A 20,002-nucleotide genomic window follows, 5' to 3' on the forward strand; every position below is an offset into this window, starting at 1 on the left:
CGATCCGCCGCCGGGGCGGATCGGCGTCCATCCACACGCCACCGCAGGGCTCACCGGTCGGATTGTTAGACTGTGGACTGTGTCCAGGACCGTGAAGCGGGCGTTCAAGTACCGCTTTTACCCGACCCCCGGGCAGGCGGCCGAGCTTGCCCGGACGTTCGGTTGTGTCCGGCTGGTCTACAACATGGCGTTGGCCGCCCGCACCGAGGCCTGGACATTGCGTCGGGAACGGGTCACCTACCACGCGACGTCGGCGTTGCTGACCGGGTGGAAGAAGAGCGACGAACTCGCGTTCCTCAACGAGGTGTCGTCGGTGCCGTTGCAGCAGGCGCTGCGGCACCTGCAGACCGCGTTCACCAACTTCTGGGCGAAACGCGCCGGGTATCCGACGTTCAAGTCGAGGAAGCGGTCGCGGCGGTCGGCGGAGTACACCGCGAGCGCGTTCCGCTGGCGCGACGGCCGGCTCACCCTCGCGAAGATGTCTGATCCGTTGGACATCGTCTGGTCGCGTCCGCTCCCGCAGGGGGTGGCGCCGTCCACGGTGACGGTGTCGCAGGACGCGGCGGGCCGCTGGTTCGTGTCCCTGCTCTGCGACGACTGGATCGAGCCAGCCCCGGCCTCCACCGCTGTGGTGGGGGTCGACGCCGGGCTCGACAGCCTGTTCACCCTGTCCAGCGGGGAGAAGATCCCCAACCCTCGGCATGAACGCCGTGACCGGGCCGCCCTCGTTCGCGCCCAGCGGAACCTCGCCCGTAAGGCCAGAGGTTCGGCGAACCGGGCCAGAGCCCGACTCGCGGTGGCCCGGATTCATGCCCGGATCGCCGACCGCCGCCGCGACCACCTGCACAAACTCACCACTCGGCTCGTTCGTGAAACCCAAACGATCGTGATCGAGGATTTGACCGTCCGCAACATGATGGCCAACCACAGTCTGGCCCGCGCCATCTCCGATGCGGGCTGGCGGCAGTTCCGGACGATGCTGGGGTACAAGGCGGACTGGTACGGCCGGGACCTGGTGGTCGTGGACCGCTGGTTCCCGTCGACCCGGCTGTGCTCGGCCTGTGGTGCTTTGGCTGAACACATGCCGTTGGCGGTCCGGTCGTGGACCTGCCGGTGCGGGCAGGCCCACAACCGGGACGTGAACGCGGCCCGCAACCTTCTCGCGGAGGGGCTCTCCGTGATCGCCTGTGGAGGCGGTGTAAGACCTCACCGGGAGTCCTCCTCTCGGACGGGGCGGTCGTCGGTGAAACAGGAACCCCGAGGGTGACCAAGGGAATCCCCGTCCTTTAGGCGGGGAGGAAGTCAACGTCGTACTCCTTGGCGATCCGGGTGATGAACTCGGTCGATTCTAGCGGTGTCAGGCAGAGCTGCCTGAGCGACGACCAGATGCCGTCGTACACCTCGATCTCGGTGGGTTTGTCGAGGTAGACGGCACCGCACGGGCCGTCGGAGTAGACGGTGGTCGGCTCGGGTGGGCGGACGCTGACCTTGGGGAAGGTCAGAATGGAGAACGACCCGACCTCTGGCCTGCTGGGAAGTCCGGCTGCGAAGGGGAGGACCCGGACGGTCACGTTGTGGCGTTGGGTGGCGACGGCGGCGAGGTGCCGCAGTTGACGCGCCATCGCGGCCCGATCCTTCGTCGGACAGCGAAGGGCTGCCTCGCCGATCACCACGTCGAGGTCGGGTGCCTGCGGGACGACGCGGGCGAGCAGCTTCTGCCGCTTGGAGCGGACTTCGATGCGTGCCTGCTGCTGGGCCTGGCTCAGGTCGGGGTTTCCGGTGGTGATGATTTCCGTCATGTACTCCAGGGATTGCAGCAGACCGGGGATGACATTCGGCTCGTACTTGCGGATCGTCGAGGCGGCGGCTTCGAGTCCGACGTACAGCTTGAACCATTCCGTGATGGCGTGGTCGTAGGCGTGGTACCAGCCGCGTGACTTGGTCTCGCGGGCCAAGTTGCGCATCGTCGTGATCGTTTCCGGGGGCGCGCCGTAGAGCCTGCACATCGCCTCGGCGTCGTTCGGGTGGATCGGCACTTGGCCGCCCTCGTACCGCCAGATGCGCGGCGGCGACCATTCGAGTGCCTTGGCCGCAGCGGCGACCGTGACATGTGCGTCTTCACGAAGCTCTCTCAGGTATCGGCCCAGTTGCCTGCGCGGGACAGTGCTGCCGGCGTCGTCCACGAAACCCCGTCCTCTCGTGTCGCGTAATGGTGGGTGGATGTTGGGTCCGAACCTACCGGTGCGAGATTGCGCTGAGCCAGATGGCGAATAAGCATGATGTGAAGGAAGAGTTCAGTGATCATGGGAAATGTGTTGTAAGAAGGGTTGACAAATGGGGTTGAGGTCCACACGCGACGGCGCGGTACGGTTCGCGCCGCGACACGCCCGGAACTGGCGTCGACTCGGCCGGTACTGCCGCTGCGGAATACGCTGGCCATGCCCCGACAGGTACCTGTCGTCGGCCATCGCGCCGTACCTGCACAACACGCCGGCTCCGCGTCCGAAGCCGACGGATCGGCCGTCGAACCAGTCGCCGCAGTGGGATCGCGGCCCCCGATGGAACCAACCCACCGAGTACGTGTGGGTCGCCGGACTGTTGACGCGCGGACAGCGCGCCCGAGTGAACGGGGCGCACTGATGCACATCGCGTCCCGCCCCAACTGGAATTGCCGCGAGTGCGGTACCGAATGGCCGTGCGAAAGCGCCAAGATCGAGATCATCGCCGACTGGGCCAACGACCGGATCGGGATGTGCGTCTACCTCGCCACCCTGATGTACGAGGCAATCGACGACCTGCTGGAATGCGACGCCGAGCAGCTCAGCCCGCCGGACCTGTACCGCCGGTTCCTCCGCTGGCCCGACCAGATCGCCGAATCCGAAGCGATTGCTCTCCTATCAGCGCGTCCCGGCGAGCCCTGACCGCTGTTGCCTCGTCCCCGCGACCGAGCCCGTCGAGTACGTCCGCCAACGTCTCCAGCGCTCTGACCAGGTCCCAGACGTACGCCATCGGAATCTGCTGGAACAGCTTCTCGTAGCGCTCGACTGACTCGGCCGCTGCGGTCAACGCCTCAGGTAGTTCGTACTGGTGAGCTGCCCGTACCCATGCTTCGGTCCAGAGTGATTTGGCGAGGTTGGGTTCGTAGGCGGCGGGGTTGACCTTGGCGAGCCGGCGGTAGATGTCTGTCGGCGGCTTCGGTGGTGGCGTCCAGGGCTTCGTCGCGGCGGCCCAGGTTCGACAGGTCGACGGAGAGGTTGGTCAGTGACGTGGCGAGGTTGGGTTCGTAGGCGGCGGGGTTGACCTTGGCGAGCCGGCGGTAGATGTCTGTCGGCGGCTTCGGTGGTGGCGTCCAGGGCTTCGTCGCGGCGGCCCAGGTTCGACAGGTCGACGGAGAGGTTGGTCAGTGACGTGGCGAGGTTGGGTTCGTAGGCGGCGGGGTTGACCTTGGCGAGCCGGCGGTAGATGTCTGTCGGCGGCTTCGGTGGTGGCGTCCAGGGCTTCGTCGCGGCGGCCCAGGTTCGACAGGTCGACGGAGAGGTTGGTCAGTGACGTGGCGAGGTTGGGTTCGTAGGCGGCGGGGTTGGCCTGGGCGAGCCGGCGGTAGATGTCGACGGCTTCGACGGCGGCGGTCAACGCTTCGTCGCGCCGACCCGCCTCCGACAACTGGTTCCCGAGGGTGCCAAGCAACAACGCACGCGTTGGCTCATCTGCGGTGGTCAGCCGATACGACGCAAGTCGCTTCGTGATGGCTGCCTTGGCGATGGCCAGGCGGAAATGCAGTCCTTGCGGCAGATGCGGCTCGATTGCTTCCAACACTGCGATATCGAGCGTGTCGATGTCGGCTATCCGCGCCAGGACGGTGCCGCCAGCGGCGACCGCTAACTCGGGGCGCTCACGCAACAGCGGAGAGAGCAGCCGGGACGCGACGTGCGGCCAGCGGATCGCTGCCTCGACCAGCATCCCCAACGCCGCTGCCGACCAGGGTGGCTGACCAACGCCATCCGGGTCGGCGCCGGTGATGAGCCTGGCGATCGCCCCACTGGACCATGGATCGGTAGGGGAGCCGGCCACCCCGTGACCGGGAAGCCGTAGCGCGATGAAGTCCTCGCCGAGCCGGTCCGGATACAGCGGCTCCAGCACCTTGTCCGGCTCGGCCGGCGGGTAGCAGACGGCATGGTCGGTCAGGACCTGGTCGGCGGCGTCCGGCGTGCACACTCCGGCCGTCGTCAACGCGGCCACGCCGTCGTCGTAGTCGAGCGGCCGGGTCAACGTCGCCGTGCACACCGTACGGTTCAGCACCTGCGGGGTCGTGACGAAGCTGGTCCGCTGTTCGTACAGCTTGTGCCAGTGGTCGACCTCCCGGCTCAGCAGGTAGGCCGACAGGTCCCGATCACCGGTCGGTGCGGTCCGCTGGCGCGCGACCGCGTCGACCGCGACCAGCGCCGCCATATGGACGACCAGGATCTGCCGGTACGCCTCCCCGCTTGCCAGGTCAGCCGGTGGGTGGACCGGGCCGTCGTCGATGCCGTACGCGTAGGCGAACCGGTCGGCGGCCTCGGTGAAGATCTGCTGCCGGTTCGAGGGTCTGTCGGCGGCCGGGGTCAGCGCGGTGACGTCGGCCGCGTACCCGAGTGTCGTCAGGTCATGCTGATACGGCCACAGTGTCGACTCCGGTCGGGCGAGCAGCAGCAGCCGGGTCGGCACACCCTGGCGCAGCAGCCGGTCTTTGAACAGGTCTCGCAGGTCTTCGGCGGGCCAGCGTTCGGCGTAGTCGACGATCACCAGCAGACCACGCCCGGTTGCCTCGGTGGTCTCGGGTGGGTCGTCGGCGGCGAGTTGGCTGCGGTGGCGGGCGACCGTGACGGCCTAGCCGGCGACGATGCTGTCCGCGCCGAACTGAGCCGCGAGCCGGGTCTTGCCCTGCCCACCCGGACCGTGGAGCAGCCGCACCGCCACACCGCGCGCCGGGTCGTCGCGCCAGGCGGCCAACTCGGCGCGGTCGCGGTCGCGCAGGGCGGTGAACGGCACCACCTGGTTGTTGGCGGCGAGCAACATGCTCGGCTGGTCGACCAACGTACGCGGGTCCGGCGGCTGCGGCGGCTGCCACTGCTCCACCCGGTACGCCAGCCGTTGCTCGTAGATACTGATGTGCTGGTCACCGGCGGCCTGGAACACCTGCCCGTGGCCGCTGGCCTCGCCGTGCAGATGGGTGTCGGGTCGCGTCACCGCTCGGTGATGTGCTGGTCGCGGCCGGCCTGAGAGACACGGGCGTTGTCCCGCGCGGTGGCGGTCATCGTGATACTGCCGACCTGCTGCTGGTCGGCCGGCGGAAGCAGGGGAGTGAGAGTGTCGTCGAGGAGGCGACGCAGCTCGGTGGCGAGCGCCGGATCCTGGCGGATCAGCCGCTGCAACTTGCGCTGCCAGTCGTCGACCAGGCCCCGCTCGGCGTCGGTGTCACCGTCACGGCGGGCGGTCAGGACCTCCTCGCGTACCTCGGCCAGCTCGGCGGCGACGGCGTCGGCCTGCTGCGGGCGTACCCGCCGCCACAGCGCGACCGCCCCGTCACGAGCCTTCTCCCACGCGTCCGTCGCGATCGCCTGGATCAACGCGGCACCGGCCGCCGCCGCGACCGGGTCGATGTCCACCATGTCCGCCACTCCGTCCGTCCGAGGTGGCAACCACAGTAGACCCGTACCGCCAGCGGGTCAGACCGCCGCGCTGTCGGATCCGCTACAGCGGCGTGCCGGACCGCCCAAGGAGTGATGGAAGCGGGCCGTCACTCCGGTTCCGGTGTCGCGTCCACCGGGACGCGCACCACTCGCCGTGTCCCGAGGTCAACCTTCCAGCCAGATGGCCATTCGCCGTCGTCATGATTGCCGTCACCGGCGACCGCACCGTCGAACGAGAGTCGCTTCTCGAAGGTCGATCTGAAGAAGAGCGCCCCACCGATGAACTTTACTCCCCCGAAGAGTGCGTTTCCGCTGAATTTTGTTCCCAAGAAGCTAGCCATGCCGTGAAATGTTGCTCCGCCAACGCGGTTGTAGCCGCCAGAGCCGATTACGGTTCCGGCGAACCTGGCAGTGGCGCCAAATCGAGCCCCATCGAAGGATGCATCGCTAGTAAATGTTGCACGGTTGAACCGAGCGGAGTCGGTGAATTTTGCCCCATCGAAGGAGACTTTGCCAGCGAAAGTAGTGCCGTCGAACCGCGCAAGCCTGGCAAATTGCACAGCTGTAAACCAGGCGGTACTGCTGAACGTCGCGCCGTCGAACCGAGTAAGTCCAGCGACCGTTGCCCCATCGAACTGGGCGTCACCCGTGAACGTCGCCCTGTCAAACACGGCGACGTCGCTGAATGCTACCTCGCCGAAAGTGGCAATGCTGTTAAAAGTTGCCGTGTCGAACCTGGCCTCACCGGTAAACGTCGCCCGACCGAACCAGGCCGCGCTGTTGAACATCGCCCCGTTGAATCCGGCGAGGCCAGCGAACGTCGCCCGGCCGAACCAGGCAGTGCCGTTAAACGTCGCACTATTGAACAGCGTGTCGCCGATGAACCTCGCCTCACCGAACCTGGCGTCGTTTAGGACGCAGTTGGCGAAGTCGGCGTCAACGAGGGTGGCCTCGGTGAGGTCGACGGTCATTCCGGTCCAGTATGCCGAGCTCGGGGTGTCATCCGGCGTCGTCGGCCGCAGGTGGCGGGCGAGGATACGCTGGGCGGCCAGCCGTACCTGGCGTTCCTCCCGGGGGTCAGGTTGCGTCAGCTGATCCGGTCCCGCCGTGTTCGAGGCGTCTTCAGCGCTGCGCTTCCCAGCCGGTGGGATGTACGGCATGCGCAGGTAGGCGCAGACGACTTCGACGATGCTCTGCCGGTGCACCGGGTTGTCCTGTGCGAGGCGTTCCAGCGCGTACAGGCCGGCCAGGCGTACGGGTGCCTTGTCGGAGCCGAGCTGCTCGGCGGCCTTGACATACAGTTCGGTGACCCGTTTCTCGCCCGCGTCGTACTCGGTGGCCTGCTGGGTCCGTTCGGTGACCTGCTGGCGGCGCAACGCCAGCAGCAGCGCGGCAGCGGCACCGGCACCCGCGCCGACAGACAGTCCGGTACGGATCGTCTCCACCCGCAGCTGCGCCGCCTCCAGCGGCGTACCGACACCGGCCGGGACGGTGGCCTGCAGCGCCCACACCGCCGCCCAGGTGATGCCGGCGACGACCAGCGCGCCGGCCACGATCATCCAGGTCGGCAGCGGACGCAGTGGACGCTGCGGCGGTACGGGCGCCGCCGACGATTCGCCCGCCAGCCGCGACCGCCGCCACAACACCCAACCGACTGCCAGGCCGGTCGCGCCGGCCACGGCGAGCAGCAGCACCAGCCAGTGGCCGACGACCATCCGGCCCAGCGCCGACCACAGTCGCCCCGGGAGCAGCAGTGCGGCGGCGGCGAGCAGGGCCAATGCTCCTACGGCTGCCGGCGTCGCCGCCTGCCAATGCTTGATCACCCGCATGTCCCGCCGTCCGCTGGAAGCCGTCCGCTGTCGGGCCACCACAGTAGAGCCGTACTGCCAGAAGGGTCGGACCGGCGCGGTGTCGGATGCCTTACGGCGGAGGTGTCACAGCGGGGTGGGCAGGACGCGGACGGCGGCGGTGCGGGACCATTCCGCCAGCAGCAGGGTGGCGTCGTCGTCGGGTGCGCCGCCCCGGTGGTCGGCGACGGCGCGGGCGAGTCGCCGTACCGCCTCGGGGGCCGGCAGCCCGGTCGCGGCCTGCCGTTCGGCGAGGTCAGCCAGGCGAGGCAGGCCGAACGGGTCGCCGGTGCGCACTCCGGCCTCGGGCACGCCGTCGGTGAACAGCAGCAGCTGGTCGCCGGGTTCGAGGATCTCCTCGCCGACACGTTCGGCGGTGTCGGGGATGCCCAGCGGCAGCCGGCGGCCGGCGCGCAGCTCCCGGACCATTTTCCCGCCGCGCAGCAGCAGCGGCCTCGGATGCCCGGCGTTGACGTAGCGCAGCAGGCCGGTCTCCAGATCCAGGTCGGCGAGGAACGCGGTGACGAACCGGGCGTCGCTGAACTGGTCGGTCAGCGCCGCGTCGGCGGTGCGGCCCTGGGTGACCAGGTCATGGCCGCAGCGGCGGGCCGACCGGACGGCGGCGATCACCGTCGTGCAGGCCAGACCGGCTTTCAGGCTGTGCCCGACCGCGTCGAAGATCGCCACGAAGGCGTGGTCGCCGTCGATGGCGTAGTCGAAGCCGTCGCCGCCGACGTCGTAGCAGGGTTCCAGTACGGCGCTGACGGTGATCCGCCCCGTGGCGGCGGTCAGCGGCGGCAGCACCTGCGACAGCAGTTCCCCGGCGACGGTCGCCGGCCGGGACCGGCCGACCAGCCGCAGATGGTCGCCTTTCGGCCGGGTAGCGGTGATCAGATGCCCGATCAGCCCGGCGACGGTTTCGCAGCGGCGGCGGGTGTGCCGGCCGTCGGCGACGGCCGCATCGTCGAAGACGTACTCGATGACGCCGAGCCGGTCGGTGCCGTCGACCATCGGAATCCACCAGGCCGGGGCGTTCAACGCCGGGATCGATTCGACCAGGGTGAACGAGCGCCCGGCGACGGATCCTTCGACCGGTTGCGGCTGCGGGTCGGCCCGCCCCGGCACCGGTACGGGCCGCAGCGTGTGCTGCTCCTCGTCGGCCAGGTAGATGGTGGCGTGCACGCCGAGGGAGGCCATCACGTCGGCGAACGCGCCGCCCAGTTCGTCGGGCTGGAACAAGTGGGAGCGCAGCAGCACGTCGCTGAGCGCGTCGAGCCACTGTCGTTCCGGCGTGCGTTCCATGGCCGCCACCCTACGGCCTGCCCGATCCGGATCCACGGCTACATCTTTCTATCTGGAGTCGGTCGTGTGGACCGCGCCGCGTACCCGCGCGGTGTTCGGAGTGCGCAGCGAACAGGACGCCCTGACCACCCGGGCCCTGGCGTTCAACCAGGGCTTCTACAACCTGTTCCGCGCTCATCCAGGGGCTGCCGCCGCTGCTGGGTGTGGTCGCCCTGGCGGTCGGGTTCGCCGGCTGACCGGGCCGGCTCACGGCTGAACCACTCCGTACGGCAGGCCAGTCGGAAACCGGTGGCCTGCCGTCGATGTCGGGTCACGAACACCGAATGTGTCACTGATCCGACGATTCGTCGGCGCAAATGGCGCCGTACCGCTGCATTTTTCAGCCGGACAGGGCCTGTGCGGACGGAAACCTGGTCGGCAAATGGTTCGCGGCGCTGCCGGCGGCCGTGACACGGTGTGCCTCGCCCGACACCGGAGGGCGAACCGCAACCACGCCTGAGGAGACACCTCGTGAACACCAGCAGAAGGACGGTCCTCGGCCTGCTCGCCACCGCGGCGGTCGCCGGACCCCTGGCGACGCTGCCGGCCACCCCGGCGGCCGCCGCCGACATCTACACCTCGAACACCGACCTGTATTCGGACCCGAACCTGGCCGAAGGGGTCGACTACGCCCGCCGCTACCGCCGGCATCCGCTGCTCGACAACTCCGACGCCACCGCGACGCCGTTTCCGCGTACCGCGATCATCGCCCCGCACGGCGGCGGCATCGAAGGCGGCACGTCGGAGCTGTGCCTGGCGATCGCCGGCTACCACCCGGCGAACCTGGCGGCGACCCCACCGGCCGGCCCGACGTACGACTACTGGATGTTCGAAGGCATCCGCTCGTCGGGCAACGCCGAACTGCACGTCACCGCCAGCCACTGCGACGACGTCCCGGCGTTGTCGGTGGCGGCCGGCGCGCTGAACGTCGTCACCCTGCACGGCTGCACCCCGGGCACCGCCGGGCTGCCGTCGAACGCGCAGGCCGTCGCCGTCGGCGGACGCAACGCGGCGTTGCGCGCCGCGCTGATCACCGCCTACACCGCGGCCGGGATCACCGCGTTCGACGCCACCGGCATCCCGGCGATCGCCGGCACCGCCACCGACAACATCGTCAACCGGACGCTGCTCGGCATGGGCGCCCAGCTGGAGCTGACCACTCCGCTGCGCTCGGCGATGTTCGGCACCAACACCCGTTCCCAGCGCAAGCACACCACCAACACGCTGTTCTGGGACTTCGTGGCGGCCACCCGCACCGCCATCGCGCAGATCGAGGCGACGCAGCCGATCCTGTGACGCCACCGCGACACCCCGCCCCGCTCCCGGGTCACAGCACCCGGGGCGGGGTGTTGCCGGCGGCGACGATCGCCCGGCGCATCGGCACCGCCAGCAGCAGCACGAACCCGACCACAAAGAAGATCAACAACGAGACCAGGCCCACCCGGTACGAGTTCGTCAGCTGGAACACGATGCCGAAGGCGAGGGGCCCCAACCAGCTGGTGCCCTTGTCGCTGATCTCGTAGAAGCCGTAGTACTCGCCTTCTTTGCCGGCCGGGATCAGCTGGCTGAACAGTGACCGGCTCAACGCCTGGCTGCCGCCGAGGACCAGGCCGATCGCCGCGCCGAGCGCCATGAACTGCGCCGGCGCCTCGGCCGGCAGCCGGAACGCCGCCACGATCACCCCGGTCCACAGCACCAGGCTGCCCAGCACCGTCTTCCACGCGCCGATGCGCTGTGCGACCGCCCCGAGCAGCAGCGCCCCACCGAACGCTAGGAACTGCACCAGCAGGATCGTCACGATCAGCGTCGACTGGCCCAGCCGCAGCTCCTCGGTGCCGTACTGGCTGGCCAACGCGATCACCGTCTGGATGCCGTCGTTGTAGACCAGGAACGCCAGCAGGAAGAACAACGTCAACGGGTACGTCTTCAGCCCGCGCACCGTACGGCCCAACTGTTTGAACCCGTCGGTGAGCACGTTGCCGCCCGGCCTCGCGTCGGCCGCCGGATGCTCCCGCAGCCAGGCGAGCGGCACCAGGGTGAACACCGCCCACCACACCCCGGCCGACACGATCGACCAGCGGGCCAGGTCCAGGGTGCGCTGCGCGTCACCGTCGACGCTGAACGACTGCACCACCACCAGGTTGACCGCCAGCAGCAGCCCACCACCGAGGTAGCCGAGCGCCCAGCCCCGGCTGGAGATCCGGTCGCGGTCGTCGGGGCCGCCCAGCTGCGGCAGGAACGAGTTGTACACCACCACGCTGGCGCCGAACGCGATGTTGGCCAGGACGAACAGCCCACCGCCGAGCAGGTAGCGGTCCCCGGTGACGAACACCATCGCGACGGTTGCCCCGGCGCCGACGAACGCCGACACCGCCAGCAGCCGCTTCTTGTGCATCGACCGGTCGGCCAGCGCGCCCATCACCGGCAGCACCAGCACCGTCAACGCCACCGACAGCGACACCAGGTACGGGAAGTACGCCCCCGGCGCCACCTCGATACCCAGCGGGTACACGGACCCGGTGCACTCGTCGGCGTCGGCCGCGCAGCCGGCGGCCTGTTTGGTGACCGTGGTCAGGAACGGCCCCAGGAACACGGTGATCACCGTCGTGGAGAACGCCGACATCGCCCAGTCGTAGAAGTACCAGCCGGTACGTTCCCGCCGGGTGCTCGACGGCGCCGCGCCGGGCGGCGCCGACGACGGTGGTACGGGCGCGGGCCCGCTGGGCGGCCCGCTGGGTGGCTCGGTGGGGTCGGCCATCGGATCCTTCACTGTCGGTCAACGGGCGGCGGGGTCCGCGTCGACCCGCCGGTCGGGCGGCCAGTGGCCACGGGCGAGGTACACGTCACGCAACACTTCGACGTGATCGGTCATGATGCCATCCACCCCGAGGTCCAGTAACTCGTGCATCCGGGCGGGTTCGTCGATCGTCCAGACATGCACCTGCAACCCCAGCCGGTGGCAGTACGCCACGAACCGGGCGTCGACCACCCGTACCCGGTTGAACCGCACCGGCACCTGCGCGGCCACCACCGACGGCGGCAGCCGCAACCGCCGGCCGGTCAGCGACCCCACCCGTAGCCGGGTCACCGCCTGCATGCCCAGCGACGTCGCCACCCGACCGCCGGTCGACGTCCGCAGCCGGTGCAGCCGCCGGTCGGAGAACGACGCCAGCAGCACCCGGTCGGCGGCGGCGCACCGGTCGACCGCCGCCAGCGTCGGCTCCACCCCACCGTCGGCCTTCACGTCGACGTTGAACCGCACCTGCGGCCAGCTGTCGAGCACGTCGTCGAGCCGCGGCACCACCGACGCCCCGCCGACCCGCACCGTGGCCAGGTCCGCCCAGCGCAGCCGCGCGATGCTGCCCCGGTCGCCGGTCACCCGGTCCAGCGTCGGATCGTGGAACACCACCGCCACCCCGTCGGCGGTGCCGTGCACGTCGGTCTCCACGTACCGGTAGCCGAGCCCGACGGCACGGCCGAACGCCTCGGCGGTGTTCTCGTCACCGCGGGCCGCGCCGCCCCGGTGCGCGAACGCGATCGGAGCCGGCGAGTCCAGGTACGCGAACCGGTGCGACACGCAGCGCAGTATGCCCGCCGCCGGCAACCTGCGGGCGTACGGCAGGTTGCGCGACGTCGACCGGTCACCGGCCGGTGACCGGTGCGGGCCGCCGCGACGCCGGCAGTAGGGTGCCCCCATGCGGGCACTCGGCATCGACTTCGGCACCTCGAACACGGTGGCGGTGGTACGCGGCGGCGACGGCCGGGTCCGGCCGCTGCTGTTCGACGGCACCCCGCTGCTGCCGTCGGCGGTGTACCGCGACGCCGACGGGCGGCTGCTCGTCGGCGCGGACGCGCACCGCCGCGCCCGCATCGACCCGTCCGGGTTCGAACCCAACCCGAAACGCCGCGTCGACGACGGCACGGTGCTGCTCGGCGACGCCGACGTTCCGGTACCGCAGCTGATCGCCGCCCTGCTGCGCCACGTCGCCGCCGAGGCCCGCCGCCAGCTCGGCGGCGTCGACGAGGTCCGGCTGACCCATCCGGTGCGGTGGGGGGAGCGGCGACGAATGGTCCTCGTCCAGGCCGCGCACGCCGCCGGGCTGCCCCGCCCCACGCTGATCGCCGAACCGGTCGCCGCCGCCTCCTACTACACGTCGGCGCTGGGCGCGGCCATACCACCCGGCCGGGCGTTGGCCGTCTACGACCTGGGCGGCGGCACCTTCGACGCCGCCGTGGTCCGGCGTACCGCCACCGGGTTCGACGTGCTCGCCGAGCAGGGCCTGGCCGAACTCGGCGGACTCGACTTCGACCAGGCGCTGGTCGAACATCTCGGCGGCGTCTACTCGCCCAGCCGGACCACGGTGTGGAACGGTCTGGTCGCGCCGGCCGACACCGGGTCGCGGCGGGCCCGCGCCCTGCTCTACGACGACGTCCGCGGCGCGAAGGAGACGCTGTCCCGTACGGTCAGCGCCGACGTGCACCTGCCGGCGCTGGACATCGCCGCCCACGTCACCCGCGACGAACTGGAGTCGCTGATCCGCGACCACCTGGCCCGTACCGTGACGTGTCTGGCTCAGACGGTCGCCGCCGCCGGTCTGGCACCGGCCGACCTGGCCGGCGTGTTCCTGGTCGGCGGTTCCAGCCGGATCCCGCTCGCCGCGCAGCTGATCCACTCCGGGTTGGGGGTGGCACCGACCACCCTGGAGCAGCCGGAGACCGTCGTCGCCGACGGCTCGCTGCGCCTCGGTGCCGCCGCCCGCGTCGACCTGCCCGGCCCGCGTCCACCGGCGCCGATGCCTCCGCGTCCGGCCCCGATGTCACCGGCGCCGATGCCGACGCCGGTGTCACCGCAGCCGATGCCGATGCCGCCGTATCCGGTGTCGGCACCGGCGGCGCAGGGCCGCGCCTGGTACGACGAACACGGCCCGGTCCTGGTGGCCGCACTGGCCACCATGGTCGGCATCGCCGTCGTAGTCGTCGTGGTGCTGCTGCTGTAGGGCTGACGACACCCCGCCCGCACGGCCCCGGCGTCCCCGGCCGGTCCGGTACAGTGCGCCGGTGCAGACCGACACCCTGACGGCGACCGGCCGTCTGGTCCGTGCGTCGGCCGCCGTCGTGGTGTTCGCACTGCTGGCCGCAGGCACCCTGTGGGGCACCGACGACCATTTCCCGTTCGGACCGTTCAGCATGTACGCCGGCGTCAACGGCCCGAACGACCCGGCCCCGGACACCCGGGTCGAAGGCGTCGACGCCACCGGACGGACCCTGGTGCTCAACGAACACAACGCCGGGGTACGCCGCGCCGAGGTCGAAGGACTCGAAGCGGCCTACGTCGACGACCCGGGACGGCTCGAACTGATCGCCGACAGCTACGCGCGGATGAACCCCGACGCGCCGCCGATCGTCCGGGTCACCGTCATCGTACGGCTGCACGAGATCCGCAACAGTTCCCTCACCGGGCAGTGGCACGACGAGACCCGCGCCGTCTGGCAGCGACCGTGATCAGCCGCTGGTTGTTCGCCGCCGTCCCACTCGGGCGGGTCGCCGCGCTGCGGACCGTCACCTACCTGTTCATCGTGTTCGACCTGCTGGTCTACATGTCGTGGGTGCGTACCCGCGGTGACGTGCCGGCCGAACTGTACGAGCCGCTGGCGTTCGCCCGTTTCCTGCACCTGCCGGCACCGACCGGCGTCGTCGTCGACCTCATCTGGTGGTCGCTGCTGCTGCTGGCGCCGCTGGCCGCGACCGGCCGGTTCCCGCGGACACTCGGCTGGTCCGTCTTCGCGTTCTACTTCGCGTGGCTGATCGTCGCGATGAGCTACGGCAAGGTCGACCACGACAAGTTCGCGTTCCTGCTCGCGCTCGCCGTGCTGCCCACCGTCGGCGCCGCCCGGCACGGCGACCACCGGCCCAGCCAGGCCGCCGGCTGGTCACTGCGGATGATCCAGGTCGCCGTGGTGTGCACCTACTTCTTCGCCGCGTACGCGAAGATCCGCTTCGGTGGCTGGGGCTGGCTGACCGGCAGCGTCCTGGCCCGCGCGTTCCTGCGCCGAGGCTCGGAGCTCGCCGACCTGATCGCCGCCGTGCCGTACGCGCTGATCGCCGCACAGATCGGCATCGTCGTGTTCGAGGCGCTCAGCCCGCTGGTCTTCCTGACCCGGGGCCGGCTGCGGTACGCGGTCGTCGGCTTCTTCTACTCGTTCCACCTGCTGTCGTTCGCCACCATCTCCATCTCGTTCGCCCCGCACCTGGTGGCGATGGGCGCGTTCCTGCCGCTGGAGAAGGTCCGACCGGTCGTGTGGGTACGGCGGCTGGCCGGCCGTGACCGAACCTTGGACCGCCCCGACGGTGACGGCGGTCACGATCGCGGGCCGGGCGGTGATCCGCCACGCCGGGCCGGCCCCGGCGCGGACACGTCGGCTGTGCGGGATCGGACACATCCGGTGGCACCGGCTGGCGCCGACGCGGGACAATGATCGTATGAGTGACGCCAGCGCACCCTCGGGCACCTTCGTCTACGACGGCGACTGCGCGTTCTGCACCATGTGCGTCCGGTTCATCGAACGCCGGGTGCCCAACAACGCCACCGTCGTGCCGTGGCAGTGGACCGACCTGGCCGCGCTGGGGCTGACCCGCGACCAGGCAATGACCGCCGTGCAGTGGGTGCCGGCCGACACGGCCGGCCCGGCCGCCGGGCCGGCGGCGATCGCCGGGCTGCTGCGCACCAGCAACCCGCTGTGGCGGGCCGCCGGGGCCGTCCTCGGGCTGCGCCCGGTCACCGCCCTGGCCTGGCCGGTGTACCGGTGGGTCGCCGACAACCGGCACCGGCTCCCCGGCGGCACCGCCGCCTGCGCCGTACCGCCGGCCGCGGCACGCTGACCCTGCCGCCCGGTCGGTCGGCTCCGGGACCGGGCGGTCTCCTGATCCCGCCCGGTCAGCTCCCGGACCAGAACCGGGCCAGCGCGCCGGTCGCCGGGTCGTCGCTGGCCAGCAGCGCCGCCCACAGGTCACCGCCGGCGGCGGCGTCCACCCCCGCGTAGCCGGCCAGGTCGACGGGGTCGACCGGGTCGACGTGCGGTGCTGGCCCGCCGACCGGCCCGCTGTCGCCGAGCAGCTGCGGGTCCGCCCACGGCCAGCCGTCGACCGGCGTCGGCACCCCCGCCGGGTCCAGCAGCGGCGGGAACTGCGCCTCCGGCCACCCGTCGGCCCCCGCCGGCACGTCCGGGTCGACGCCGGGCGGCGGCTCCGCCGCCCCGAAACCCTCAACCTCCGTCGGCGCCGCACCGAACCCGGCGTCCACCGGCTCCGCCGGGTCCGCGCCGGACAGGTCGTCGCCGTAGCCCAGCGCCGGCACCGCGTCACCCCCGCCGTACCCGCCGTCGCCGAATTTGCCGTCGTCGGCGATGCCGCCGGTCAGGTCGTCGCCGTCCGGCGGATCTGCCGCCCCGAACCCCTCCACGGCCGGGCCGCCCGACCCGTCGTCGACCGGACCACCCAGATCGGCGGTGTCGGCGTCGTCACCGGTCGGGTCGTCACCGGTCCAGTCACCGAACTCACTGGTCATCGCGGCACCACCTCCGCTGTCGGGGTCAACACCCGGGCCCGGGCCAGCACCTCGTCGACCTGCTTCACCCGCGCCCGGACGGCGTCGCGGCGGGCCTGCGCCGCCGACCGCCGCCGCGCCCGGTCCGCCTTGTCCCGCGCCAACGCCGCGTCGATATCGGCGATGTGCGCGTCCAACTGCGCCAACCGCCGCTCCACGGCGTCGTCCAACGCCACCGTCAACGCGTACTGCAGGTCGGTGAACCGCTGCGCCAACTCGTCGGTCAACGCCGCCCGCGCCTCGCCGAGCACCTCCCGCAGCCACACCCGGGCCTGCTGCCGGTCGCTGGCGACCCGCCGCCGGAACAGGATGAACGCGCCGGCGGCCAACCCCAGACCGAGCCCGGCGACCGGGATCAGCAGCCCACCGCCGACCAGCGCCCCGGCGCCCAACGCCGACGCGCCCGCCGCGACCCCCCGGCCGGCCATGAACGCCATCCCACCGGCCGACAACGCCACCATCACGTTGTCACCGCCGCCGCCGTCACGCCGCGGCCGGGTCGCCAACGCGTGCCGCAACGTGCCGTTGATCCGCTGCAGCACGAACTGCAACTCGGCCGGCGCGAACACCTGCGCCAACGTCCGCTCGGCGACCTTGTGGAACCGGAACCGCAGATCGTGCGACAACTGAAGCGACAACGCGTGCAACGCCCGGTCCACCTCTGCCGGCAGAGCTTTCAACGCCTCCCCGCGGGCCGCGTCGATCCGGGTCAGGAACTGCTCCTGCAACCCGCCGACCGCGGTCCGCAGCCGTCCCGTCGCCTCCACCCGGGCCCGCTGCGTCTCCGTGTTCAACGCCAACGACCACTGCCGCGCCTCGGTCCGTTTCCGCGCAGCCAGGCCGGCCCGGTCCCGTTTCACCCGCTCCACCTCGGCCGGATCCGGGTCACACGCGGCGATCCGCTCACCGGCGGCCAGATCCAGCCGGACCAGTTCGCTGCGCACCGTCCGCAGCACGTTCGCCTGGGCCAGCAGATGCCCGTTGCCGGCCAACCCCACCAACGCGTGCTGCAGCGGCGCCACCCGCGACTCACCGACCAGCTCACCGGCGGCCTCCGCCGGCAGCGTCAACGCCAACTCGGCCAGCCGCGCCGACACCGGGAACCAGGCGGCCGACGCGAACCTCGGCGCGTGCGCCTGCAGCTGCGCCCGGTTGTCAGCCAGGATCGTCCGCCACCCCGGATAGGCGTCGACCTTCGTCAACGCGAACACCACCACGTCGACCCGTTTACTCGCCTCGATCAGGAAATCCAGCTCCGGCCGGGTCAACGGCGTCGACGCGTCCACCACGAACAGCAGGGCCGCCGCCCGCGACACCGCGTCCAACGCGATCTCGGTGTGCGCCGGATCCAACCCGCCGGCACCCGGGGTGTCCACCAACGTCAGATACTGCAGCAGCGGCGCCGTGCAGGTCACCGCGATCCGTCGCGGCGGGCGCATCCCGTCCGGCAGCGCCGCCGACACCGTCGCCCAGTCCGCCAACCGGTCCACCGGCACCGGCACCGGCTCGTCGTGGCCCGGCGCGTACGCCTGCGCCGACGTCGTCGCCCCGTGACCGAACTCCAGGTACGCCGACGTCGCCACCGCCGCGTCCACCGGCGACAGGCCCGTCACCCCGATCAACGCGTTCACCAGTGAACTCTTGCCCCGCTTCGTCTCACCGACGACCACCACCGACGGCCGGGTCACCTCCCGGCGCCGCTGCGCGTCGATCTCCGCCGCCGCCTCCGCGTCGACGGTGCGGACGAACCCGAGACACGTGTCGACCGCCCCGGACAGCAGCGCACCCAACGCCGCCGGGCCGCCGCTCACCGCGACCCCGCCCGCACCTGCTGCGACAGCAGATGAAACCCCCGGTGGGCGACCAACGCCACCCGCGACTGCGCCGGCGACGCCCCGGCGACCGCGAACACCCGCCACCGGGTCGCCGCCTCCACCGCCGCCGCCGACAACTCCTGCGCCGCCGCCGCCGGCAACTCCAGCACCCACCGCGGATCCGCCGACAACGCCAACCGGGTCAACTCTCGCTCCATCGGCTCCGGCAGCTCCACCGCTCCGGTCGTCACCTGCTGCGCCACCTCCAGCAGCCGCAGCCGGTGGTACTCCGGCTGGTGCAGCAGCCGCTCCACCGCGTCCCGCAGCAGCTCCCGGTCACCCGGATGCGCCGTGTGGCTGGCCACCTTCTCCAAAGACGACAACGCCCACCCGGCCTTGATCGCATCGGTACGCCACCGGAACGCCTCATCCAACGTGTGCCGCAGCCGCGCGAACCCCGACGCCGCGTACAACGCCCGCACCAGATCCCCCGACGCCAACTGCGGCGACGCCTGCAGCTGCGCCACCGCGAACCCCACCCCGTACAGGTCCAGCAACGCCAGCAGCCGCTCACGCTGCCGCCGCGGCACCGGAGCCTCCCGCGACACGAACAGGTCCACCGACGCCAGCAGCACCGCCCGCTGCGCCGCCGGTAACCCGGCCAACGTCCGCAGCGCCTCACAGTCGGCCGCCGTCAACCGGCCCGCCTCGGTCGTCTCCGCCAGCAGCCCCACCGTCGGCACCACATCGGACACCACCCGCCGCAGCACCCGGGTCTGGTCGGCCGACAACGGCGCCGCCACCGGCCACGGATCCGCCCCACCGGCCACCAACTTGTCGACCTTGTTGAACAGACCCACCGAGTTGATCGGACTGCTCGACAGCCGCGCCGACACCGACCGGAACGCCTCCAACGCCCGCACGTCGTCGTCGCGTACCGCCTGGGTGAACACGTACACGATCGCCTCGGCCCCGGACACCGCGCCGACCGAGTCACCATCGATACCGGCGTCGAACGGCGCCGTGTCGTCCACCACAGGGCCGCCGCCCCCGGAACCGGCCGCCGCGCCCGCACCGGCGAACAGGAACCGCCGCGCAGACTCGCTCACCCCGGCACTGGTCGACGACAACCCCGGCGTGTCGATCACCGTCAACTCCCGCAGCCGGTCACTGGTCAACGTGACGTCGACGAACGCGACCTGCGCCTGCGGCACACCCAGCCGCTGCGGAATCACTCCCGCCGGGTCCAGCGGCAGACTCACCCGGGTGCCGTCCCGGCGTACCACGTCGACCCGGTCGGCCGTGCCGTACCGGAACTGGGTCACCACCCGGGTGCACTCACCCACCTCCGTCGGCGCCACCCGCCGGCCGATCAACGCGTTCACCAGCGTCGACTTGCCGGCCTTCAACCGGCCGGCGATCGCCACCCGCAGCGGCTCGTCCAACCGCCGCCGCACCCGCAGCACCTCACCGCCGGCGGCCGCGCTCACCCGGGGACCCACCTCGTCACACAACGCGGCGACCCGGCCACTCAACGGGCCGGCGTTCACGGCCGACCCCCCGCCGCCCGGTCAACGGCGACGACGGGCATCCGACGGCGGCACACACTCATTCGCTGGTCGTCCTCCCGACAGCACGGCACCCGGTGGTGCGCCCACCACCGGCATCCACCGTACGAATATCCTCACCGGCGCAGGATCCCATGTTCGTGCCAACCTCGCCCGGCGG

At 71.1% G+C, this 20,002-nt stretch carries 19 protein-coding genes; 8 read left to right on the forward strand and 11 right to left on the reverse strand.

Annotation, left to right across the window (positions count from 1 at the left end):
• Window positions 1–79 precede the first annotated feature (79 nt).
• Complete coding sequence (locus EDC02_RS09295; RefSeq protein WP_199757561.1) at window positions 80–1,267, forward strand: RNA-guided endonuclease TnpB family protein; 1,188 nt, start codon at window positions 80–82, stop codon at window positions 1,265–1,267.
• A 19-nt stretch (window positions 1,268–1,286) separates the two neighbouring features.
• On the opposite strand, the gene EDC02_RS09300 is transcribed toward EDC02_RS09295, so the two are convergent.
• Window positions 1,287–2,183: a helix-turn-helix transcriptional regulator gene (locus tag EDC02_RS09300; RefSeq protein WP_123601586.1), complete on the reverse strand. Its 897-nt coding sequence runs from the start codon at window positions 2,181–2,183 to the stop codon at window positions 1,287–1,289.
• 456 nt (window positions 2,184–2,639) lie between these two features.
• On the opposite strand from EDC02_RS09300, the gene EDC02_RS09305 reads away from it, so the two are divergent.
• Window positions 2,640–2,921, forward strand: coding sequence for a flavin reductase (locus tag EDC02_RS09305; RefSeq protein WP_123601587.1), 282 nt, complete (start codon window positions 2,640–2,642; stop codon window positions 2,919–2,921).
• 337 nt (window positions 2,922–3,258) lie between these two features.
• Here EDC02_RS09305 and EDC02_RS09310 read toward each other — a convergent pair whose 3' ends face one another.
• The 5 genes from EDC02_RS09310 to EDC02_RS09330 all read right to left on the reverse strand — a co-directional run bounded on the left by EDC02_RS09310 (window position 3,259) and on the right by EDC02_RS09330 (window position 8,818).
• Window positions 3,259–4,782: a tetratricopeptide repeat protein gene (locus EDC02_RS09310; protein ID WP_123601588.1), complete on the reverse strand. Its 1,524-nt coding sequence runs from the start codon at window positions 4,780–4,782 to the stop codon at window positions 3,259–3,261.
• Between the two features lie 84 nt (window positions 4,783–4,866).
• The gene (locus EDC02_RS09315; RefSeq protein ID WP_123601589.1) at window positions 4,867–5,226 is read right to left on the reverse strand and encodes a hypothetical protein; all 360 of its coding nucleotides are present in this window, start codon (window positions 5,224–5,226) and stop codon (window positions 4,867–4,869) included.
• Window positions 5,223–5,648, reverse strand: a complete 426-nt coding sequence (locus EDC02_RS09320) for a hypothetical protein (RefSeq protein ID WP_123604652.1) — start codon at window positions 5,646–5,648, stop codon at window positions 5,223–5,225. Before EDC02_RS09320 ends, EDC02_RS09315 begins: the two co-directional genes overlap by 4 nt.
• A gap of 128 nt (window positions 5,649–5,776) precedes the next feature.
• The gene (locus EDC02_RS09325) at window positions 5,777–7,498 is read right to left on the reverse strand and encodes a pentapeptide repeat-containing protein (protein ID WP_233605823.1); all 1,722 of its coding nucleotides are present in this window, start codon (window positions 7,496–7,498) and stop codon (window positions 5,777–5,779) included.
• A gap of 105 nt (window positions 7,499–7,603) precedes the next feature.
• A complete protein-coding gene (locus tag EDC02_RS09330) occupies window positions 7,604–8,818 on the reverse strand; it encodes a PP2C family protein-serine/threonine phosphatase (protein ID WP_148083380.1) in 1,215 nt (404 codons plus the stop codon).
• On the opposite strand from EDC02_RS09330, the gene EDC02_RS09335 reads away from it, so the two are divergent.
• Both EDC02_RS09335 and EDC02_RS09340 read left to right on the forward strand, forming a co-directional pair.
• A complete protein-coding gene (locus tag EDC02_RS09335) occupies window positions 8,817–9,074 on the forward strand; it encodes a DUF1304 domain-containing protein (protein WP_123601591.1) in 258 nt (85 codons plus the stop codon). The two genes, EDC02_RS09330 and EDC02_RS09335, sit on opposite strands and share 2 nt — an antisense overlap.
• A 254-nt stretch (window positions 9,075–9,328) precedes the next feature.
• A complete protein-coding gene (locus EDC02_RS09340; protein WP_199757562.1) occupies window positions 9,329–10,153 on the forward strand; it encodes a poly-gamma-glutamate hydrolase family protein in 825 nt (274 codons plus the stop codon).
• 31 nt (window positions 10,154–10,184) lie between these two features.
• Here EDC02_RS09340 and EDC02_RS09345 read toward each other — a convergent pair whose 3' ends face one another.
• Together EDC02_RS09345 and EDC02_RS09350 are read right to left on the reverse strand one after the other, a co-directional pair.
• Entirely contained in the window at window positions 10,185–11,615 is a 1,431-nt protein-coding gene (locus tag EDC02_RS09345; protein WP_123604655.1) for an MFS transporter, read from the reverse strand.
• Between the two features lie 18 nt (window positions 11,616–11,633).
• Complete coding sequence (locus EDC02_RS09350) at window positions 11,634–12,569, reverse strand: glycerophosphodiester phosphodiesterase (RefSeq protein WP_233605825.1); 936 nt, start codon at window positions 12,567–12,569, stop codon at window positions 11,634–11,636.
• Between EDC02_RS09350 and EDC02_RS09355 the strand changes: the two genes are divergently transcribed.
• The 4 genes from EDC02_RS09355 (at window position 12,553) to EDC02_RS09370 (ending at window position 15,736) form a co-directional block, all read left to right on the forward strand.
• Window positions 12,553–13,854: an Hsp70 family protein gene (locus EDC02_RS09355; RefSeq protein ID WP_123601593.1), complete on the forward strand. Its 1,302-nt coding sequence runs from the start codon at window positions 12,553–12,555 to the stop codon at window positions 13,852–13,854. The two genes, EDC02_RS09350 and EDC02_RS09355, sit on opposite strands and share 17 nt — an antisense overlap.
• Window positions 13,855–13,915: 61 nt before the next feature.
• Window positions 13,916–14,359: a hypothetical protein gene (locus EDC02_RS09360; RefSeq protein WP_233605826.1), complete on the forward strand. Its 444-nt coding sequence runs from the start codon at window positions 13,916–13,918 to the stop codon at window positions 14,357–14,359.
• A complete protein-coding gene (locus tag EDC02_RS09365; RefSeq protein WP_199757563.1) occupies window positions 14,356–15,333 on the forward strand; it encodes an MFS transporter permease in 978 nt (325 codons plus the stop codon). Before EDC02_RS09360 ends, EDC02_RS09365 begins: the two co-directional genes overlap by 4 nt.
• Before the next feature lie 4 nt (window positions 15,334–15,337).
• Entirely contained in the window at window positions 15,338–15,736 is a 399-nt protein-coding gene (locus tag EDC02_RS09370; RefSeq protein ID WP_123601594.1) for a thiol-disulfide oxidoreductase DCC family protein, read from the forward strand.
• A gap of 55 nt (window positions 15,737–15,791) precedes the next feature.
• Here the strand turns inward: EDC02_RS09370 and EDC02_RS09375 are convergent, their stop codons facing one another.
• The 3 genes from EDC02_RS09375 to EDC02_RS09385 are packed head-to-tail and all read right to left on the reverse strand — an operon-like array spanning window position 15,792 to window position 19,824.
• Window positions 15,792–16,421: a hypothetical protein gene (locus EDC02_RS09375; RefSeq protein ID WP_123601595.1), complete on the reverse strand. Its 630-nt coding sequence runs from the start codon at window positions 16,419–16,421 to the stop codon at window positions 15,792–15,794.
• Window positions 16,418–18,271, reverse strand: a complete 1,854-nt coding sequence (locus EDC02_RS09380) for a dynamin family protein (RefSeq protein ID WP_233605827.1) — start codon at window positions 18,269–18,271, stop codon at window positions 16,418–16,420. The genes EDC02_RS09375 and EDC02_RS09380 overlap by 4 nt, the downstream gene beginning before the upstream one ends.
• Entirely contained in the window at window positions 18,268–19,824 is a 1,557-nt protein-coding gene (locus tag EDC02_RS09385) for a dynamin family protein (protein WP_123601596.1), read from the reverse strand. Before EDC02_RS09385 ends, EDC02_RS09380 begins: the two co-directional genes overlap by 4 nt.
• Window positions 19,825–20,002: the final 178 nt, after the last annotated feature.

Source organism: Micromonospora sp. Llam0, from assembly GCF_003751085.1.
Taxonomy (GTDB): domain Bacteria; phylum Actinomycetota; class Actinomycetes; order Mycobacteriales; family Micromonosporaceae; genus Micromonospora_E.